Annotated in this window: 20 protein-coding genes; 3 read left to right on the forward strand and 17 right to left on the reverse strand. The window is 49.9% G+C overall.

Annotated features, from left to right (window positions below):
- Window positions 1-6: 6 nt before the first annotated feature.
- The 6 genes from NST07_RS23995 to NST07_RS24020 form a co-directional block, all read right to left on the reverse strand.
- Entirely contained in the window at window positions 7-939 is a 933-nt protein-coding gene (locus NST07_RS23995) for an aminoglycoside phosphotransferase family protein (protein ID WP_341379229.1), read from the reverse strand.
- 484 nt (window positions 940-1,423) lie between these two features.
- On the reverse strand, window positions 1,424-2,095 hold the full coding sequence (locus NST07_RS24000) for a YitT family protein (RefSeq protein WP_341094860.1): 672 nt from the start codon (window positions 2,093-2,095) through the stop codon (window positions 1,424-1,426).
- A 316-nt stretch (window positions 2,096-2,411) separates the two neighbouring features.
- Window positions 2,412-2,912, reverse strand: coding sequence for a Crp/Fnr family transcriptional regulator (locus NST07_RS24005; protein WP_341094862.1), 501 nt, complete (start codon window positions 2,910-2,912; stop codon window positions 2,412-2,414).
- A 142-nt stretch (window positions 2,913-3,054) separates the two neighbouring features.
- Window positions 3,055-4,977: a fructose-specific PTS transporter subunit EIIC gene (locus tag NST07_RS24010; protein ID WP_342480279.1), complete on the reverse strand. Its 1,923-nt coding sequence runs from the start codon at window positions 4,975-4,977 to the stop codon at window positions 3,055-3,057.
- A 35-nt stretch (window positions 4,978-5,012) separates the two neighbouring features.
- Window positions 5,013-5,924, reverse strand: a complete 912-nt coding sequence (gene pfkB, locus NST07_RS24015; RefSeq protein WP_342480280.1) for a 1-phosphofructokinase — start codon at window positions 5,922-5,924, stop codon at window positions 5,013-5,015.
- Window positions 5,925-5,956: 32 nt separating this feature from the next.
- Window positions 5,957-6,721, reverse strand: coding sequence for a DeoR/GlpR family DNA-binding transcription regulator (locus NST07_RS24020; protein WP_342480281.1), 765 nt, complete (start codon window positions 6,719-6,721; stop codon window positions 5,957-5,959).
- A 308-nt stretch (window positions 6,722-7,029) separates the two neighbouring features.
- Between NST07_RS24020 and NST07_RS24025 the strand changes: the two genes are divergently transcribed.
- Window positions 7,030-7,320, forward strand: a complete 291-nt coding sequence (locus NST07_RS24025) for a hypothetical protein (RefSeq protein ID WP_341094870.1) — start codon at window positions 7,030-7,032, stop codon at window positions 7,318-7,320.
- Between the two features lie 31 nt (window positions 7,321-7,351).
- Here the strand turns inward: NST07_RS24025 and NST07_RS24030 are convergent, their stop codons facing one another.
- Window positions 7,352-7,825, reverse strand: a complete 474-nt coding sequence (locus NST07_RS24030) for a hypothetical protein (protein ID WP_342480282.1) — start codon at window positions 7,823-7,825, stop codon at window positions 7,352-7,354.
- A 233-nt stretch (window positions 7,826-8,058) separates the two neighbouring features.
- On the opposite strand from NST07_RS24030, the gene NST07_RS24035 reads away from it, so the two are divergent.
- On the forward strand, window positions 8,059-9,159 hold the full coding sequence (locus NST07_RS24035; RefSeq protein WP_341094873.1) for an AI-2E family transporter: 1,101 nt from the start codon (window positions 8,059-8,061) through the stop codon (window positions 9,157-9,159).
- A 100-nt stretch (window positions 9,160-9,259) separates the two neighbouring features.
- On the opposite strand, the gene NST07_RS24040 is transcribed toward NST07_RS24035, so the two are convergent.
- From NST07_RS24040 to NST07_RS24055, 4 genes are all read right to left on the reverse strand, one after another.
- The gene (locus NST07_RS24040) at window positions 9,260-9,664 is read right to left on the reverse strand and encodes a hypothetical protein (RefSeq protein ID WP_038595039.1); all 405 of its coding nucleotides are present in this window, start codon (window positions 9,662-9,664) and stop codon (window positions 9,260-9,262) included.
- A 31-nt stretch (window positions 9,665-9,695) separates the two neighbouring features.
- On the reverse strand, window positions 9,696-10,364 hold the full coding sequence (locus NST07_RS24045) for a uracil-DNA glycosylase (RefSeq protein ID WP_342480283.1): 669 nt from the start codon (window positions 10,362-10,364) through the stop codon (window positions 9,696-9,698).
- An 80-nt stretch (window positions 10,365-10,444) separates the two neighbouring features.
- The gene (locus NST07_RS24050) at window positions 10,445-11,113 is read right to left on the reverse strand and encodes a ribonuclease H family protein (RefSeq protein WP_341094877.1); all 669 of its coding nucleotides are present in this window, start codon (window positions 11,111-11,113) and stop codon (window positions 10,445-10,447) included.
- A 150-nt stretch (window positions 11,114-11,263) separates the two neighbouring features.
- Complete coding sequence (locus tag NST07_RS24055; RefSeq protein WP_341094879.1) at window positions 11,264-11,839, reverse strand: TetR/AcrR family transcriptional regulator; 576 nt, start codon at window positions 11,837-11,839, stop codon at window positions 11,264-11,266.
- 161 nt (window positions 11,840-12,000) lie between these two features.
- Between NST07_RS24055 and NST07_RS24060 the strand changes: the two genes are divergently transcribed.
- Complete coding sequence (locus NST07_RS24060; protein ID WP_341094881.1) at window positions 12,001-12,555, forward strand: hypothetical protein; 555 nt, start codon at window positions 12,001-12,003, stop codon at window positions 12,553-12,555.
- Between the two features lie 299 nt (window positions 12,556-12,854).
- Here the strand turns inward: NST07_RS24060 and NST07_RS24065 are convergent, their stop codons facing one another.
- The 6 genes from NST07_RS24065 to NST07_RS24090 form a co-directional block, all read right to left on the reverse strand.
- Window positions 12,855-13,406, reverse strand: coding sequence for a hypothetical protein (locus NST07_RS24065; RefSeq protein WP_341379236.1), 552 nt, complete (start codon window positions 13,404-13,406; stop codon window positions 12,855-12,857).
- 158 nt (window positions 13,407-13,564) lie between these two features.
- A complete protein-coding gene (locus NST07_RS24070) occupies window positions 13,565-14,095 on the reverse strand; it encodes a GNAT family N-acetyltransferase (RefSeq protein ID WP_341379238.1) in 531 nt (176 codons plus the stop codon).
- Between the two features lie 189 nt (window positions 14,096-14,284).
- Window positions 14,285-14,566, reverse strand: coding sequence for a Dabb family protein (locus NST07_RS24075; protein ID WP_341094886.1), 282 nt, complete (start codon window positions 14,564-14,566; stop codon window positions 14,285-14,287).
- Window positions 14,563-15,690 carry a hypothetical protein gene (locus NST07_RS24080; protein WP_342480284.1) on the reverse strand — a complete coding sequence of 376 codons (1,128 nt, stop codon included), beginning with the start codon at window positions 15,688-15,690 and terminating at the stop codon, window positions 14,563-14,565. Before NST07_RS24080 ends, NST07_RS24075 begins: the two co-directional genes overlap by 4 nt.
- Before the next feature lie 275 nt (window positions 15,691-15,965).
- A complete protein-coding gene (locus NST07_RS24085) occupies window positions 15,966-16,496 on the reverse strand; it encodes a hypothetical protein (protein WP_341094888.1) in 531 nt (176 codons plus the stop codon).
- A gap of 30 nt (window positions 16,497-16,526) precedes the next feature.
- The gene (locus NST07_RS24090; protein ID WP_341097736.1) at window positions 16,527-16,877 is read right to left on the reverse strand and encodes a DUF3139 domain-containing protein; all 351 of its coding nucleotides are present in this window, start codon (window positions 16,875-16,877) and stop codon (window positions 16,527-16,529) included.
- Window positions 16,878-16,931 lie beyond the last annotated feature (54 nt).

Genomic DNA, 16,931 nt, shown 5'->3' on the forward strand with positions numbered 1-16,931 from the left:
ATTATGTTAAATATTGCAGGGCATGGACAGCAGACGGTCGCGCGTCTCCATATAAGCATGGTCCCAGCCCATTTTTGCGTAAAACCTCATGGCGTCCAGCCCTTTAAAATAGTGGGCACCTGTTAAGCGCTCCTCAAAATGGGCAACCGGTGTCCCCAGCTCTTCATAATGCCTGAGGAAAACCTGTGACATATCCACACCAGGTATCATTGCATGCATTGAGGCCACATCAATCATGAAATCCCCATAAATGCTGTTGCTGTCGATAATTCCGGTAATCCGGCGGCCGTCTGTGAGTATGTTCCACTCATGGCAATCATTATGGACAAAATGGCGGTGTGGCGCATTATATTTGCTGTATGCAAGCAACCGGGAGTAGCACTCGTCAAACACATCCTTTTCCAGACAGCTGCTGGTGAACAGCTCATACCAATTCTCCCAGAAGCCTTCCTGCTGCTCCTGCCCGTAAAAAGAGCGGATGAACCCCTCCCAGCTGGCATAGATGCTATTGCCTTCCTTGTTCAAGAAACCATACCCTGAAGAGCTGCTGTCCAGCTTCACCCCGTTCATCCCGGTAATGACTTGAACCAGCTCGGGAAGCAGTGCTGCCCTCTGCTCTGCTTGCAAGTCTGCCAGATTATGCCCTGCCACGCGCTCCGAGATACAATAACTGTAAGCCTTATGTAGCCCCAGCCCCAATACTCTCGGAAAAGGTACTCCCTGTGAGGCGAGCAGATTTGCAACATAGGACTCGGTTTGGAAGTCATCCTCCATTGCACTGAACCTAATAACATACTCGCGTTCCTCAGCCTTGAATGAAAAGACAGTGCTGAGATTCCCGCCTTCCATTGCCCTGATATTCTCGGCCTCCATTCCCCGGTCATTTCTGACAATCCTTCCGATTTCCTTTGCAGTGACGTTTGGTTTAACTCCGTTCATTACTCATCATCTCCCTTTAAATTGGTAAAATAAAGCCCGGTCTGCCTCCTCCAGGGCACAGCAAAAAGCCGTGAATGTTCATCCACGGCTGTACGCAAACGTTGACCGGCAATAGAGAGACCTCTATCGGGTAATGGATACGGCAGCTTGAGACTAGACTATAGTTCAACATAAGAAACATGGGCTGAGCCATGCGGACTAATCCCTCATTACTCCGGGAATACCTGTGCCTGGTCAGTTCATGCGTTATTCAGTTAATGGATTAACCGATTTCTTTTGTCAGGAATATAATCATCATCAAAGCACTGATCCCACCGTTCTTTTATTTGTTTCCATTATATAACACAATGCCCCGGCATCAACTTTTTTAATTGTTTTTTACCGGAAGGTGGTTCACTTCGCCATACAAACAAGAGGCCAGCCGGGTAAGTTCCCGTTGGCCTCTCATAATGATCCCCATGACATGGGGCTAACTTTGCCCTATTCACATTACCGTACCATCCTGCGGTTTCACGCGTGCAGGCTGGATCTTCGGCGCCTTGCTCAGCTTCGGTCTGCCCAAGGACGTGGTAAAGGTGATCACATAACCGGCTACAACCACGGCCATCACCGTATACAAGGTTTCCTTGAGAGGCATATAGAAGAGTGACAACGCCAAAACAATAACATCCATCAGGATGAATACCGTACCTACTTTAATTCCTTTCCATTCACTGATCAGCAGGGACAAAATATCGTCTCCACCGCTCGCCCCGCCGCCGCGCAGGACCATTCCCGCTCCTAGACCTGTCAGTACACCGGACAACAACGCCGCAAGCGGCAAGTTATCCTGCAAGTCGATGACCCATCCGGAATAGCGTTCCATCAGTCCATAGAATGCCGTGAAGGCCCCTACCGAGATGAAGGTGTTCACCACGAACGATTTCCCTTTGAATATCAATGCGATCAAGAGTACTGGAATGTCTAAGATTAGCGTAGATAGTGATGGTGAAATTCCTAATACGTATTTGCCGAGCAGTGCCAGGCCTACAAACCCGCCCTCGGTCAAATGATTCTGATAATTGATGTGATAATAAGTAAATGCAAGTAAAAATGTTCCGGATAAAATAATAATGAGCCGTAGCGGCAACCTCATGCCACTGTCTTGTTTCTTCATACAGGTCTCCCCTTATCGTAAATGGCGGCTTAGACGTCCCGCCAGCCTCTACGAGGGGTAAAACCAGAAGAGTTCTTCCTTCGCATACAATACTCCCTTCCCACGCAGAGGCGGCTTCGTCAATTAACAACGGTTCGCGCACATTCTACAGGGAAGCTAAGTATAAGACAGATCATAACGTTTCCAAATCGTCCTTTGGGGAATCGTCCTTCGGGGACACATGGTATCCTGATCCTTTCTTTAGTTTGATATGTTCTGTTTAGATTATACCACGCAAAGGAGTCACTCTAAACAGTTTTCCAATAAAAAGCATGAATTAGCCCTGATTTCGCAGCAGACGGTTCACCGTCTCCCGCCGGACGCCGATCAATTGCCCAATTTCTTCCTGTGTCAGCAGGTCTGTCAGCTGTGCTCCATATGAGTACTCATTCAGCCAGCGGGTCAGCAGCTCCATCCGCTCCCCCGGCGATCCGACAGTAAGGTGGTCAATGCGTGTCTGCATAAAACGAACCTTCTCCTGGAGCAGCAGAGCGATTTCCATCACTTTATCCGGCTCCTCACGCAGCTCGCGGTACCATTCCGCAGCCGGAATGACCTCCACCTCGCTCCTCATCATCGCCACCGCCGTTCCATGCGCCTCCTTTGGCGAAATGAGGGAATGATGGGGAACGGTCTCACCGGGATACAACAGGTTGAACAGCACCATGTTCCCGTTCTCATGCAGCCTTGTCACCTTAAACAGCCCGCTCTTTACCTTGTACAGATTTTGGCAGCTGTCTCCCTGGCGGAACAAAGCCTCCCCTTTGTGCAGAATCATCTCGCTCGCTCCTTTATCTTCTCGTTATATATATTAGTAATTATACAGAAATACGCCTGCAAAATGCAGTTCGTTCAGGCAAAAAAATACTGCGGGACTCAGAGTTGAATTCTGAATCCCGCAGTACGATTGGTTTACTGTCTTAATTAGCCTTAATCGGCTTCTTCCAAAGTCCCAGCGTCAGGCCGGAGATAACAGCTCCGATAAGAACAGCCAGAATGAACAGCAGCGCGTTGCTGGACAGCGCGGCCACAAAAATTCCGCCGTGCGGAGCCGGGACGTTGATGTTCCACAGCTGTGTAAGTCCGCCAGCTACAGCTGAACCAATAATACAGCTGGTCAGGACACGCAGCGGATCGGCTGCGGCAAAGGGAATAGCTCCTTCGGTAATGAATGACAAGCCGAGCACATAATTCGTTACACCTGACTTGCGTTCCGTTTCTGTGAACTTGTTCTTAAAGAATGTCGTTGCTAACGCAATGGCCAGCGGAGGAACCATTCCTCCCGCCATGACAGCCGCCATCATCAATCCGTTGGTATTACCGCTGGATGTAAATACACCGATGGCAAAAGTGTAGGCTGCTTTATTGAAGGGACCGCCCATATCAATCGCCATCATTCCACCGAGAATAATTCCCAAAATGATCATATTGCTGGTGCCCAGACTGTTGAGACCATCGATAAGTCCTTCATTGATCCAGCTGAATACCGGATCAAACAGGTAGAACATAATGCCGCCGGTAATGAGCAGACTGAATACCGGATAGAGCAGTATCGGCTTCAAGCCGTCCAGGGTTTTGGGCAGACCGGCGAACACCTTGCGAAGCAGGATGACCACATACCCTGCCAGGAAACCTGCAGCAAGTCCGCCAAGGAATCCGGCATTGGAGTTCAAGGCCATATAACCGCCGACCATCCCGGGCATGAGTGCCGGGCGGTCGCCGATGCTTAGCGCGATAAATCCGGCGAGAATCGGAATCAGGAAATGGAAGGCGCCGTCTCCCCCGCCGATCGTCTGCAGCAGCTTCACAAACGGATTATCTACACCTGCCACCTGTTCGAACAGGAAGGAGATCGCCAGCAGAATCCCCCCGCCGACTACGAATGGCAGCATATGTGAAATGCCGTTCATCAGGTCCTTGTAGATCTTGCCTCCGATGCTGGAGGAGTTCGCTGCTGGGGCATCCCCGCTACCGCGGCCTTCACTGCGGTATATCGGCGCATCTCCATTCATTGCTTTGGTGATCAGCTCTTCGGGTTTGCGGATGCCGTCGCTTACCGGTCTTTGCAGCACCGGCTTGCCGGAGAACCGGGCCATCTCCACATTTTTGTCGGCAGCGATGATAACACCGCTGGCCCGGCGGATTTCGTCCTCGGTCAGCACATTCTGTGCCCCTTCAGAACCGTTTGTCTCCACACGGATGTTGACACCCATTTCCAGGGCCTTTTTCTTTAATGCATCCTCAGCCATAAAGGTATGGGCGATTCCTGTAGGACACGCCGTGACCGCAACGACGAAGCTTGAAGAAGCGGGGTTGCCTGTAATTACGCGTTCAGGAGCCTGCTTTGTGCTGCTTCCGGATTCATTGTCCTTTTCCTTGGCCTCTTGCTCTGCCTGCTTGGCATCGAACAAAGCGGATACTTCCTCCGGGGTAGAAGCTTTCATCAACGCCTCGATGAACTCGCTTTCAATGAGCAACCTGGACAATGAAGCCAGTGTACGCAGGTGCATATTTCCAGCACCCTCCGGCGCGGCAATCATAAAGAACAGCTGTGCCGGTTCCTCATCGAGTGAGGCAAAATCAACGCCCGCTGCGCTTTTGGCAAATACAACCGTTGCCTCGTTGACAGCCCGGGTTTTGGCGTGTGGCATTGCAATGCCTCCGCCAATGCCAGTGCTGGACTGGGCTTCCCGAAGCAGGATCATTTCCTTGAACTGCACGGGATCATTAATGCGCCCGCTGCCTGCAAGACTGGCGATCAGTTCGTCGATCGCCGCTTCCTTGGTCGTGGCCTTGAGGTCCATAATCATCGTTTCTTTTATCATCAAGTCCGTAATTCTCATATATTTCAACTCCCCTTTTTTCTTGAACTGCTTGTTTACAACTGTGAAATTTCGATCAAGGGCTTGAGCTGCTCAATAAGTTCTCTGTCCGCCAGATCATCGGAGAATGCGGTTGCGCTGCCGGAAGCTACTCCTGCACGGAATGCCTGCAGTACATCTCCTGTCAGGGACAATGTGCCGACAAAACCAGCAATCATAGAGTCCCCCGCACCTACCGAATTCTTCACCTTGCCTGCCGGAGCGTTGGCGCGGAACAGGCTATTCTCTGATATGAACAGAGCCCCCTCTCCGGCCATGGAGACCAGCACATGCTTTGCCCCGAGCTCCAGCAGCTTGCGCCCGTAGGTGATAAGATCGTCCTTGCTGCTGATTTGAACCCCGAACAGCTCAGCCAGCTCATGATGATTCGGCTTAACAAGCAGCGGTCCCAAAGGCAATGCCTGTTGCAATGCATGTCCGGTCGTATCAATAACAAATTCGGCCCCGTGCTGCTTGCATACGCCAATCAGCCTGTTATAGAAATCCTCACCCAGCGAAGGAGGAATGCTTCCGGACATTATAACGATGTCACCCGCCTGCAAAGTAGCAAGCTTCTGAAGCAGCGCTTCGGCTTCGTTATCCCGGATCACCGGGCCCACTCCGTTAATCTCCGTCTCCTCTCCGGCTTTGAGTTTGATGTTAATCCGGGTATCATCCGAGACGGATACGAAATCACTCGCAATGCCTTCTTCATGCAGCCAATCTTCAATATAACGGCCGGTAAAGCCCCCAAGAAAGCCAATTGCCTTGTTCTGGACGTTCAACTGGTTCAGAACACGCGAGACGTTGATCCCTTTACCGCCCGGCAGCTTCAAATCACGTTTCATCCGGTTCAGGCTGCCTAGCTTTACCTGGTCAACTTCCACGATATAGTCAATGGAAGGGTTAAGTGTCACTGTATATATCATGATTATCCCTCATTATTATGGTTTTCTAATGTTCAAACTAATGTATAGTCCATATCCATCATTTCAAGCTCGCGGATAAAGCTCTCCGGCGTTTCCGAATCCATAATGCAATGATCAATTTCCTGCAGATCCGCAACCTTGCAGAAGGATACCTGCCCAACCTTGCTATGATCAGCCAGCAGGATGACCTGCTTGGCAACGGAGATCATTTTACGTTTGGTGGCGGCTTCCAGCATATTCGGTGTGGTAATGCCTTCGTGCACATCCAGCCCGTTCGTACCGAGAAACGCCTTATCCACCCGCACCATCTCCAGTGACCGCTCCGTCATCGGTCCCACAAAAGCAAGTGTATCCGGACGAAGCATACCGCCTGTGATAGATACTTCGATATTCCGGCACTCCTTCAGCTCGTTTAACGCCATGATAGAGTTAGTGATGACCTTAAGATTGGAGAAGGATTTCAGCTCCCTGGCAATCTGCAGGGTTGTTGTTCCTCCGTCAAGCAGGATTGCATCACCGTCCTGGATCATCTCCACCGCTTTGCGGGCGATCCGCAGCTTCTCCTCCAGGAACCGGTCTTCCTTGTCCTGAAATACTGCTTCAAAGTTGACGCTCTGCAGGGAGACTGCCCCGCCATGTGTCCTTTTCAGCAGCCGTGCTTCCTCCAGCTCTTTAAGATCACGGCGGACTGTCGATTCGGATACGCCAAGCTGTTGGCTAAGCTCCTGCACCGAGCCCCTCGTATGCTTCTCGACAAACTGCACGATGCTACGCTTTCTTTCCTCTTCAAACAGCATGACGGTTCACTCCTTAACGGAACAGCGTTACCTTCCGGCTTCTTTAGGATCTGAAATAACAATAATCCTTATACTCCATATTTTGATCGAATAGAATCAACTGCTCGATTTTGATTGAATATGACCATTTGTGATTACTTCTGCTCACTTATGATAATAACAGCGTTTTCATCATCTGTAAAGCTCCTTTTTCTTGAGCAGATCTGCTCAAAGCCGGCTGTCTGAAATATCCTCCTGAACGCCTATTTCATCTGCCCGGGGTGTTACATATTTTATAATACATATGGGGAAAAGCGGGTGAACAGGAAATGGCCAATTACAAAAACAACTTTGGAAATCGCAACCGCATAGGCAACAGCAATCTGAATAATAATCCCGGTGCCAGCAATCCGGTAGAATCCGCGGAGCTAAGCGCTGAAGATTATGAAATTATCGCTGCCGGTCTAGCCGCTTTGGGAGAAGTGTTCGCATTTTTGGCCCTCGTCAAAGCGAAGCAAGTGACCAAGGAAACCGGAGGCCAGGTAGATATCGACCCGCTTTTATTCATACAATCCAGAAAAAAAAAAGCGGCCCGACGGAAATCCCGTCCACCGCGTTAAAGCTTAATCTATGGCAATAAATTCTTTCGCATTAGGCAGACGCAAGAGGTATGGCCTGATGCTTTTCAAATATGGCGTTTATCTTCCAGCGAGGTTCTTCATCTTTAAGTGTGACAATCACAATAATATGCTCGAGGTCAGCATGTTTGGCATAGGCCTCCGCATCGTCCTTGGGGATTCCGATGCTAATCAGGCTGACGGCAAGACCGTCGATATCGAGATCAGCCCCAGCCAGCTTCTTCGCTGCAGGCCCCGCTGCCACCGCCGTATCAGACAACATATCCAGCCCTACCCCCAGTCCTCTCGCTGTTCCGAACAAGCCTGCATTGCCTTCCCCGGCTTCGGGCTTGCCAATCCCTGTATCGTGGCTGATGACCTCCAGCGTATTTTTCTCCTTCGTCACAACCGATATCTGCTTCGCTTTGACTCCGAGCTCCTGCACCGCCTCTATCGCCAGTATCGCATCGCTCCGGTGCCCGAATATTCCTACAAGCAGCATAGTCATATGACATCCCTCCTGTTAAAGCGATATTAACCGCCACCTTTGCGGCTTGAACCGGCCGGCCGGTTGTCCTGGTTCCGGATAAACTTGAATCAAACTCTCGTATATCGGTTATAAAGATAGAATCGGGTTTAGATTTACCGCGATTTTAATGTACTATTAGTATATTGGTAGATCTACCAATGATCCTGATGCTGATACATACGGGCATTATTTTGAATGAAGGGGAGGCTGCTATGCTACAAAGCAAGTATTTTCGAACATGCCTAGCCATTATCGCCTTTCTGACGATTCTGTATCTTGGCTCCAAAGTTATTTTTCTGTTCACTCCTGTGGTGGCGATCCTGAATCTGCTGCTTGTGCCGATGATGCTGTCCGGATTCATGTATTATCTGCTGCGGCCGCTGGTCTCATTTCTGGAGCGCCATAAACTGGGACGCGGATTATCCATCCTGCTGATCTATCTTGTCGCTGTGGGACTGTTCATCCTGTTCTGGGTGCTGGTCTGGCCGACACTTCGTGAACAGATTCAGAACTTTATTGACAACACCCCTTACCTGGTTCAGGGAATGCAGGATCAGTTCAACAAGCTGCAGAATGATCCTTCCTTGTCAAGATTCTTCAAAGGGGATACCGACGTGGCTGCCCGGCTCTCGGAATATTTGAACGCTGGGATTACCTGGGTTACTAACTCGATGACCAATCTTATCGGTGTCGTTTCAAGCATTGTGGTCGTCATCGCCACTTTGCCGATTATTCTTTATTACATGCTGAAGGACGGACACAAGCTGTCCCCTATTCTTCAGAGCCTGATTCCGAAAAAGTACCGCAAGGAAGGTCAGGAAATGCTGAAGGATATCGACAGCGCACTAAGCGGTTTTATCGTGACCCGGGTTCTGCTCAATGTTGTATTGGGAATTATGCTCTATATCGGCTTTCTGATTATTGGATTGCCGTATTCGCTCCTGCTCGCCGTAATTTCCATACCGCTTAATTTCATTCCTTATGTCGGCTCTCTGCTGGCGGCAATCCCGGTAGTCATTGTAGGATTCATTGATTCGCCATCCATGGCGATTTGGTCTTTGGTCATTATTGTGGTTGCCCAGCAAATTCAAGATAATGTGCTTTCTCCTATTATTTACGGCAAGTCGCTGGATGTTCACCCGCTCACGACGGTACTCCTTGTGCTGATCGGCGGAGATTTCTTCGGCATCATCGGTGTGCTGATTGCTCTTCCCGTGTATATGATTATCAAAATCATCTTTCTGCGAATCTATGAAATTATCATCGCGGAACGTATTGAAGAAGTTGAGGTCGTCAAGGAAGAACAGCTATAGCAGCTGTTGGTTAGGCTAACTTCTCATATAGGCCCCTGAAACAAAAAACAGCTGCGCCGTCCTTAATCGGGAGGGTGCAGCCGTTTTTTGTTTTGATTCCTCAGCCACGCAGGGAGCGGACGACAAAGATGTGTGTACCTTTCATCAGATTCTGCCCGTCCACCAGGGTAACCGAACCTTTGGTATGTGAAGCTATGGTTGTATTAAAAGCAATCAGCTGATCACCTTTCCACACGGTTACTGCTGATTTAAAATATACTGCGTTATCGAACTGCTGGCGCTCTCTCATGACATATCCGACGGAATGAAGAACCGGGGGCAAAGCTCTCTCTTTGGGAGCCAGAGCCTTAATGAACACAATGTCACGAAAAGGTACAGCAATTTCCTGATGGCCGATCACGGCCACCGAAGCGGCTGGATCCCATTTGCGCAGAACGCCCTTCATGATGGTGTAAGGCTCTTCCCCGCAATACATAATGACCGGTCTGCCAACCCAATGCTTCATTGCTCCACCCCCTTCGCTGTGTCCGTGCTACCTATACATTCGGTATGGACCAATCTATTCCTTTAAGGCCATGTGACTCCAGATACTGATTGGCTCTGGAGAAGGGGCGGCTGCCCAGAAAGCCACGATGTGCCGAGAACGGACTCGGATGCGGTGACTGAATCACCATATGCCGGTCCCGGTCGATATAAGCCCCTTTTTGCTGAGCATGGCTTCCCCACAGAATAAATACCATCGGCTCCGTCCGTTCATTTAGCTTCTCCATGATGGCGTCAGTAAATGTCTCCCAGCCTAGTCCCTTATGTGAATTGGGCTGGCCTTCACGCACAGTCAGCACTGCGTTCAGCATGAGGACACCCTCTTCGGCCCAGTGCAGCAGTGAGCCGTGGTTCGGAACCGGCAGCCCGGTATCCGTATGGAGCTCCGCATAAATATTGCGCAGTGAAGGCGGAATACGCACCCCGGGCTTCACTGAGAAGCTTAACCCGTGAGCTTGTCCCGCACCATGATAAGGGTCCTGTCCCAGAATAACCACCCGGGTCTTGCTGTATGGCGTCAGCTTGAGCGCCGAGAACAACAGCTCTTTAGGCGGATAAACTGTATGTTGTTTATATTCACTCGCAAGCGTGTAGCGCAGTTCCTGAAAATAGGACTTTGTTGTTTCCTCCTGCAATACCTCATCCCAATCGTTGCCGAACATCCCCGTTCTCCTTCCGATCTTTCACGTAATCATTATTCATTACCTGTTAATACACATAATATAAGGCTGGGTTGCCAGGGCTATTTCCGCCCGTAATCCGCTTTGATCTCGCCCCACTCTTTGGTCTGCCATTTCAGCAGCTTGTTGTCATATGTATTGCTCTGCAGCCACCGCTCGGCGCGGTCAATCAGTATCCAAATCTCCTCCGTAGAGGCATCTCTAGGCAGAGTCGTGGCCACCTTTTTCTGCTTGACCCATTTCATCGCGTTCAGGGAATCACTGTAAACCGTCCTGTTGCTGCCCTCCTTCTTCAGCAGGGCCAGCGCATGAACAATTGCCAGAAATTCACCCAGATTATTAGTGCCTTTCTTAATGGGTCCGCAGCTGAATATAATGTCGCCTGTCTGAGTGTCCACACCCTTGTATTCTACCGGTCCCGGATTGCCCCGTGTGCCGACATCAACGGATATGCTGTCATAATCAATCTCTGCCGAGGTTTCTACACTAGCGCTCCGTCCCCGTGAGGCAGCCGGTTTCCCCTTTGAGCCACCGGAAGCGGATGAGGATGCCCCCGTTCCCCAATTCCCCTTCCAGCCAGCCTTGTACGCTGCGTCTGCGGCAGCTCTGGATTCATAGGACTTGTATTTAGCTCCGGTGTAATGATCCGTCTGGGCCTGACATTCTGCCCAAGTACCGTACACTCCCGGCTGTTTGCCTTCCCATACTACATAAAATTTCTGCTTAGCCATGGAACAGACCTTCCTTCGCGTAAAAATTCATCAGAAGAATATTGTAATCCAAACTGCGGCCATATTGAAGTCAAATTATAATCAGAGCCTGTTGCCGCTCAAAAATCTGCGGATATTTGGACAGACACTAGCTCATACTATACGAGAAGTTTAATCGAGCACCACAAGCGTAGTATCTATAATCCCTTGTAGTTTATCTACATCCCTGGTTGTTTTGACCATTACCCTCAGTCCCACCAGGGCGTTGTGCAGATATGCCGCCAGATCCGCCGCCGGACGGCGTCTGGAAATTTCTCCGCTTGCCTGGCCCTCCAGCAGCAATCTTTCAATAAGCTGTTCTGTATCCAAGAACGCTTCGTTCACGCTGGCTGCTGCCTCGGGATCATGATAGGACAGCTCAACCGCAGTGTTCACAAGCAGGCAGCCCTTCGGGTCGATTTCTGCCATCTGGAGAATCAGTTCAAACAGTTGACGAATTGCCTCTTTTGCTGAGGCCGCTTCCTTCATTTGTTCTTCCATCTTGGCTGAGGTATTCTGCACATACCGGTCTACAGCTTTCATATATAAAGTATGCTTGTCGCCAAAAGTATCATACATGCTGCGCTTATGAATTCCCATTCCGGTCACCAGGTCCTGCATAGAGGTTTTTTCATAGCCCTGCTGCCAAAAAACATTCATCGCTTTACCGAGTACATTATCGATATCGAATTCTTTGCTTCTTGCCATCATCATGCTCCTCTCTGGATCGATTTTACCATTTATAGAACGATCGGTAAATATAATGAAGGAAATGTGAATTCCACCGCAATATTTCAGCACTAATCATTCTACATTAATTTTGAAAGAACATATCACAAAGTCACACCTACCCTAAGGAGGTTCTTTAGATGAGAAAGAGTGCAGGCCTGGCCGCAGTATTCGCTTTTACCCTACTCGTAGGATGCGGTAACTCGAGCAACAATAATGCGGCAAATCCAGATACGTCAGCAAACGGCAATACCAATGTAACGGAAACCACTGACGCTGTTACCTCAGCATCCGTAGTTAACAATGGAGAGGATTTCAAAAAAGCGATCAGTAAAGACGGCACCTGGATTGCCGCAACCTTAAATGACCTTACGTTCACCGAAGATCTCGTTGTGGACGGCCAGTTCATCAACAAGGAAGAACCGGCTCGCAAAATCGCCCTCTATACTCAGGATGCGGAGCACAATATCACTAACTCGTTCATACTGACTGCTCCCAAAATCACCATTAGGAGTGAAAATGCCCGGATTCAGGGCGGTACTTTTGTCGGGGACGTTTATGTGGAGGCGGACGGCTTCAGCGTTGTGAATGCCACCATCAATGGCAACGTCTATTTCGCGAATGCTCAATATCAATCCACCTTCGACTCATCAGATCAGGGCATTGTATCCGGCGTCACAGAAGTGAAGAAATAAACCGAAGGACTTGATTGCCGGCAATCTCGATATCCGCAGCCTTGCTGAATACTCTCTCTGGCGGACTGCGGAGTTCATGTCCTGGGAATGGCCGGGCGTGAACTGAGGGTTAACCAGTAACTGCAGGTGACACTGCCGGAGCGTTAATGTTTAAGGACAGCGGATTGCGTTCAAGTCAGGGCAGAGCAGAGTTATTATGCAGAAGTTCTAAGGAGGATGACGATTCAATGTTCAAACGACAACTCTCGTTTTTGGAGCAGGATTAACGCGATCACTTAGATGGACGCCCCTTCGCTCACTCAGTCATATCCGCCCACCGCTTCAGGCAGCTCCAGATATTCCGCTTTTGTCTTGACGAGTTCAAAGATATAGCTTCTTATTTCCTTCAGCTTTTTGGCATCTTCGGTGACCTCGCATTTTTCCTCGGACCATTCCAGTGTTTGCTCTTCTCCATTCAGCCTTATCTGCCAATGCTCTTCATCATAGGGTGTCTGGTTGCAGTTTTGCCTCGCCGGTTCCAGCTTCAGCTCACCCATTACATCAATATCCCGCAGGCGGGTATAGATGTCTGCCATTTCGCTCTCGGTAAACGTCAGCTCCGCAGTTGCCTCACCTTGGGTCACCAAATCCTTGGTTACGGTACCTTCAAAGGTATTGATTTCATTCTTCCCGGTAATTCCGAAACGGACAGAGAAGGCAAAATCCTCCGGCATCACTTCAGGCATAAGGTGGTCAGGCCTCTGCAGTGGAGCTGCAGACTGTATAGTGCTTCCGTTTCCTCCATCCGTGCTTTCACACCCTGCTAGCAGCAGAATCAGCAGCAGCGGCAGACAGGCCAGCAGCTTAGACATCTTCATTTCCTCCTTTGGCGGTTTCCCGCGCTTGCTCCATTTCTTTCTAAACGATGATAACACTCCAATATGTTGCAGATAGGCTGCCGAAAACTAGAAAAAGATACCATCCGCGTGGGATCGTATCTTTGAAATTGCTGTACTCAGAGAACACTTGCTCATTTTACGATGGAATATACATTTGTGTCATGCGGCTTGCCATCCTGGACCATATAGTTTCTTAATAGCCCCTCTTGCTGAAACCCCTGTTTAACCAGCAACGCTTTAGAGGCTTCATTTCCAGTGAATACTACAGCGCCGATCCGGGTCAGCTCCATTCTTTCGAAGCCATAAACTAGAACCCTGGACACCGCTTCCCCAGCATAACCTTTGCGCCAAAAATCGGGATTGAGCTCATAGCCAATTTCGGCCCGTTGGTGCTTTGGTGACCAGGCGTTAAACCCGATCGTCCCGATAAGCCCTTTGCTGCCCTTAAGCTCAATGCCCCACCGGATACCTCGCTTGTCCCGGAAGCTGTCTGCGAAGAAATCAACATATTCTCCCGCCTGTGCAAGTGTCGTAAGCGGCCCCTGCCCGTAGTAGCGCATGACCTCGCTGCTGGAAAAGCAGGCAAAGATCCCCTCGGCATCCTCTGCTGTAATTTCTCTTAATCTAAGCCTGTCCGTCTCCAATACAGGAAATTCAAACATTCACTTTATTCCCCCCTATAAAAATTGAATCAATAATTCTTCTAATTTGGATTGGCCGTGACTACAGAGAATGTTTGGACTTCCGGCCGCTACCGCTCCTCCAGTTCCAAAATTGCCCTCCGCCACTTTTCCCTACATGTAATTCTTAAGTTCAATCTATATAGTAGTCACTCCTCTCTTACCAGTAACTCACGATTCATAGCAGAGGGAGGCTGACGATTTCAGTACGCCCGCAATGTAACCGGACACCTCAAGATGATAAGGATGCACCAGATAAGCCTCCATGTCCGCCATTGATGCATACTGAACGATTAGCATAAGATCATATGAGCCGCTTCGGACCTCAATCTCTACTTTCAGATCGCGGATATACTCTATTCTCTCGCGCATACCAAGCAATACCTCTCTTGTCTTGGCTATACTGCCCGGACTGCTGTCGTTCAGCTTGATTAATAAGTTGTTGATAATCACAGCCTGATATCCCCCTTCTCCTGCTTCTCCAGTTGCAGCATGGCTGTAGCAGCTTCGCGTCCGTTCACCAGCAGCATTATCCGGTGTTCTCCCGGATAATGGCGCCGGGTCGTCAAATCACCCCAGCGGTGTGTCCGTGTGGCCTTTAAAGTACTGCCGCCGGGCACTGTTTTATCAGACAGGAGAAATAATTTGCGTGATGTCTTTCCTCCGGCTTTCACAAAATCAATGCCGTATTCAATCCGGATTCGCACGGGGCCGCCTTGAGCAATATGAAGGCTGTATCGCAGTTCGCAGCTTCCCCCAATCTGCACGATAGCCGGATCGACAGAAAGCGAGGCATCTGCAACAAGCGGTGTGTCCTCCGCTTCAGCCGCATATCCAAACAGCGCCATAATTTCCGGGACCGCCTTGCGGATCAGCGAACGGCAGGCATGCCGCACAATCCAGTCCGTGTACTCATTCTCACCTTTCCAGCGCTGGGCAATCCCGATGACAACATCAGGATGATCCTTCGCGATATCGTTCAAATTATTGGCCACACTCTTGCGTACATACAGCGACGGGTCAGCCTTCAGCCGTTCCAGCACCGGCAGCACCGGAGCCGGATCACGCTTGAACATCGGCAGCGCCTGCCCCCACGGCAGACGGGGCCGGCTACCCTCACTGGCCAGCCGCCGCACATGCTCGCTGGAATGGCCGGACCAGCGCAGCATCTGCGCCATCATCCGCTGCGGATCGCGCAGCAGGAAGGGACGAACGGCAAATTCCGCCGACGATCCTCTTGTGAATCGCTCCAGTGCCGCCATCGACCGTTCCCAGTGTTCCTCCGCCTGCCCGTACACCTCGACAAAGTCAGGGAAGATCAGGTAGGGAAACCCTACACATTGAGCATCTATTGCATACAGAATATCCAAGGCGTCCTCATATCCCGGGGGCAAAAAAGCCCCAAGCGTCTCTGTAATGCGCCGCATCCGTCCCTTAAGCTCCAGTTCCTCCCAAGGCGCCTTCATCGCCGACTGGACGAAGCCTTCCAGATCGAACAGCCCGTATACGGCTTTAATCTTTCCGCCGAAGCCGCGCAGAAATTCCTCGTTGTACATTACTTTTAATGGTTCAGCCATACGTTAGTCTCCTCCTGCTGTTTCATTCCGACTCTCTGTCAGGAAAGCGTAGCATAACGAACCAGACAACCTTATGTCATATTCATTTAAGGGTGCTGGTGTAAAGCCGAATTTGGGATAATGGGAGGGATGGCCGATGACCATCTCATTCTCCACAGCCACAATGGAAAGCTCAGGAATGAAGTCTGCCGACTCTCTTATTCTTTCAATCAGCCTCGATTCATCCTTGCGGTTTCCAAAAGCACGGTAATTTAGATCAAATACCGTTGCTTGCTTTAATTGATCAGCACTTCTATCTCTTCTATGCTTTTTTTCGCTCTGCTGTTCAGCCCGCGCTTATCTTTAAGTCCAAGCGGCTGCAGTTCATGTCCGGGATCTATGACCAGCGGCTCTGCAATCACAGACTCAAGCAATTGAACCGTTGTGCGGCAAGCGCTGAACAAAAGCCCGCGGGGAATGACCCCTTTGTTCGAGCGGAGGATTCCCACCAGACTTTCGGCATACATCAGCCGGACGATGCTGTCGGCGCTGAGCAGGTTGCGGGCAGCGAAGGAAGCTGTATTTTCTACGATAACAGGATCCTGGAACTGTCTGGAAAGTGCACCCAGTGCGGACACCGCCTCCCAATCACGGATAGACAATTGCTGCAAATAACCGGTTACCATCTCCTGCAACCATTGCAGCTCCATTTCCCTTGGGATTTCATATTGCTTGTACTGCTCCAGCACACCTTCACGGTGCATTTGCACAAAGCTGCCCAAATAACGGGCAAAACATTCTTTTGCTTGCTGTGTCAGGTCATTCATGAGGGTTCCACCTTGTTCTGTAGATTGTATTTAATAAGGATTATAGGGCTCAATATGCTTAAGACTGGACTCGCGGATTCCCGACTTCCGGCCTTTAAGACTGATCTCATGGCTGAACTGCATTACTTCATCATGGGCAAAATAAGTATACTCCACTTCAGGCTCATCGCTAAAACTCACTACGGCATAAAAAGGCGGTGCTTTGATTCCCCAAACTCCTTTTACCGAAGATATCGCATCATCGCTATACCCCTTCTCTTCGATCAGATAGGCCTTTACCCTGTGAGCAAAGATGAATTTGTTGACTTGCACGTATACCTCAGGAGTCAAAATAACTAGCAGAATCAGCACAACAAGTAGGTTATAAGCGAATTTCCTCATAGGCCTCACTAGAAAGCCACCTGCCTCCCTGCATAACCACAGTTTTATTTTCGC

This window comes from Paenibacillus sp. FSL L8-0340 (assembly GCF_038593145.1).
Classification (GTDB): domain Bacteria; phylum Bacillota; class Bacilli; order Paenibacillales; family Paenibacillaceae; genus Paenibacillus_AQ.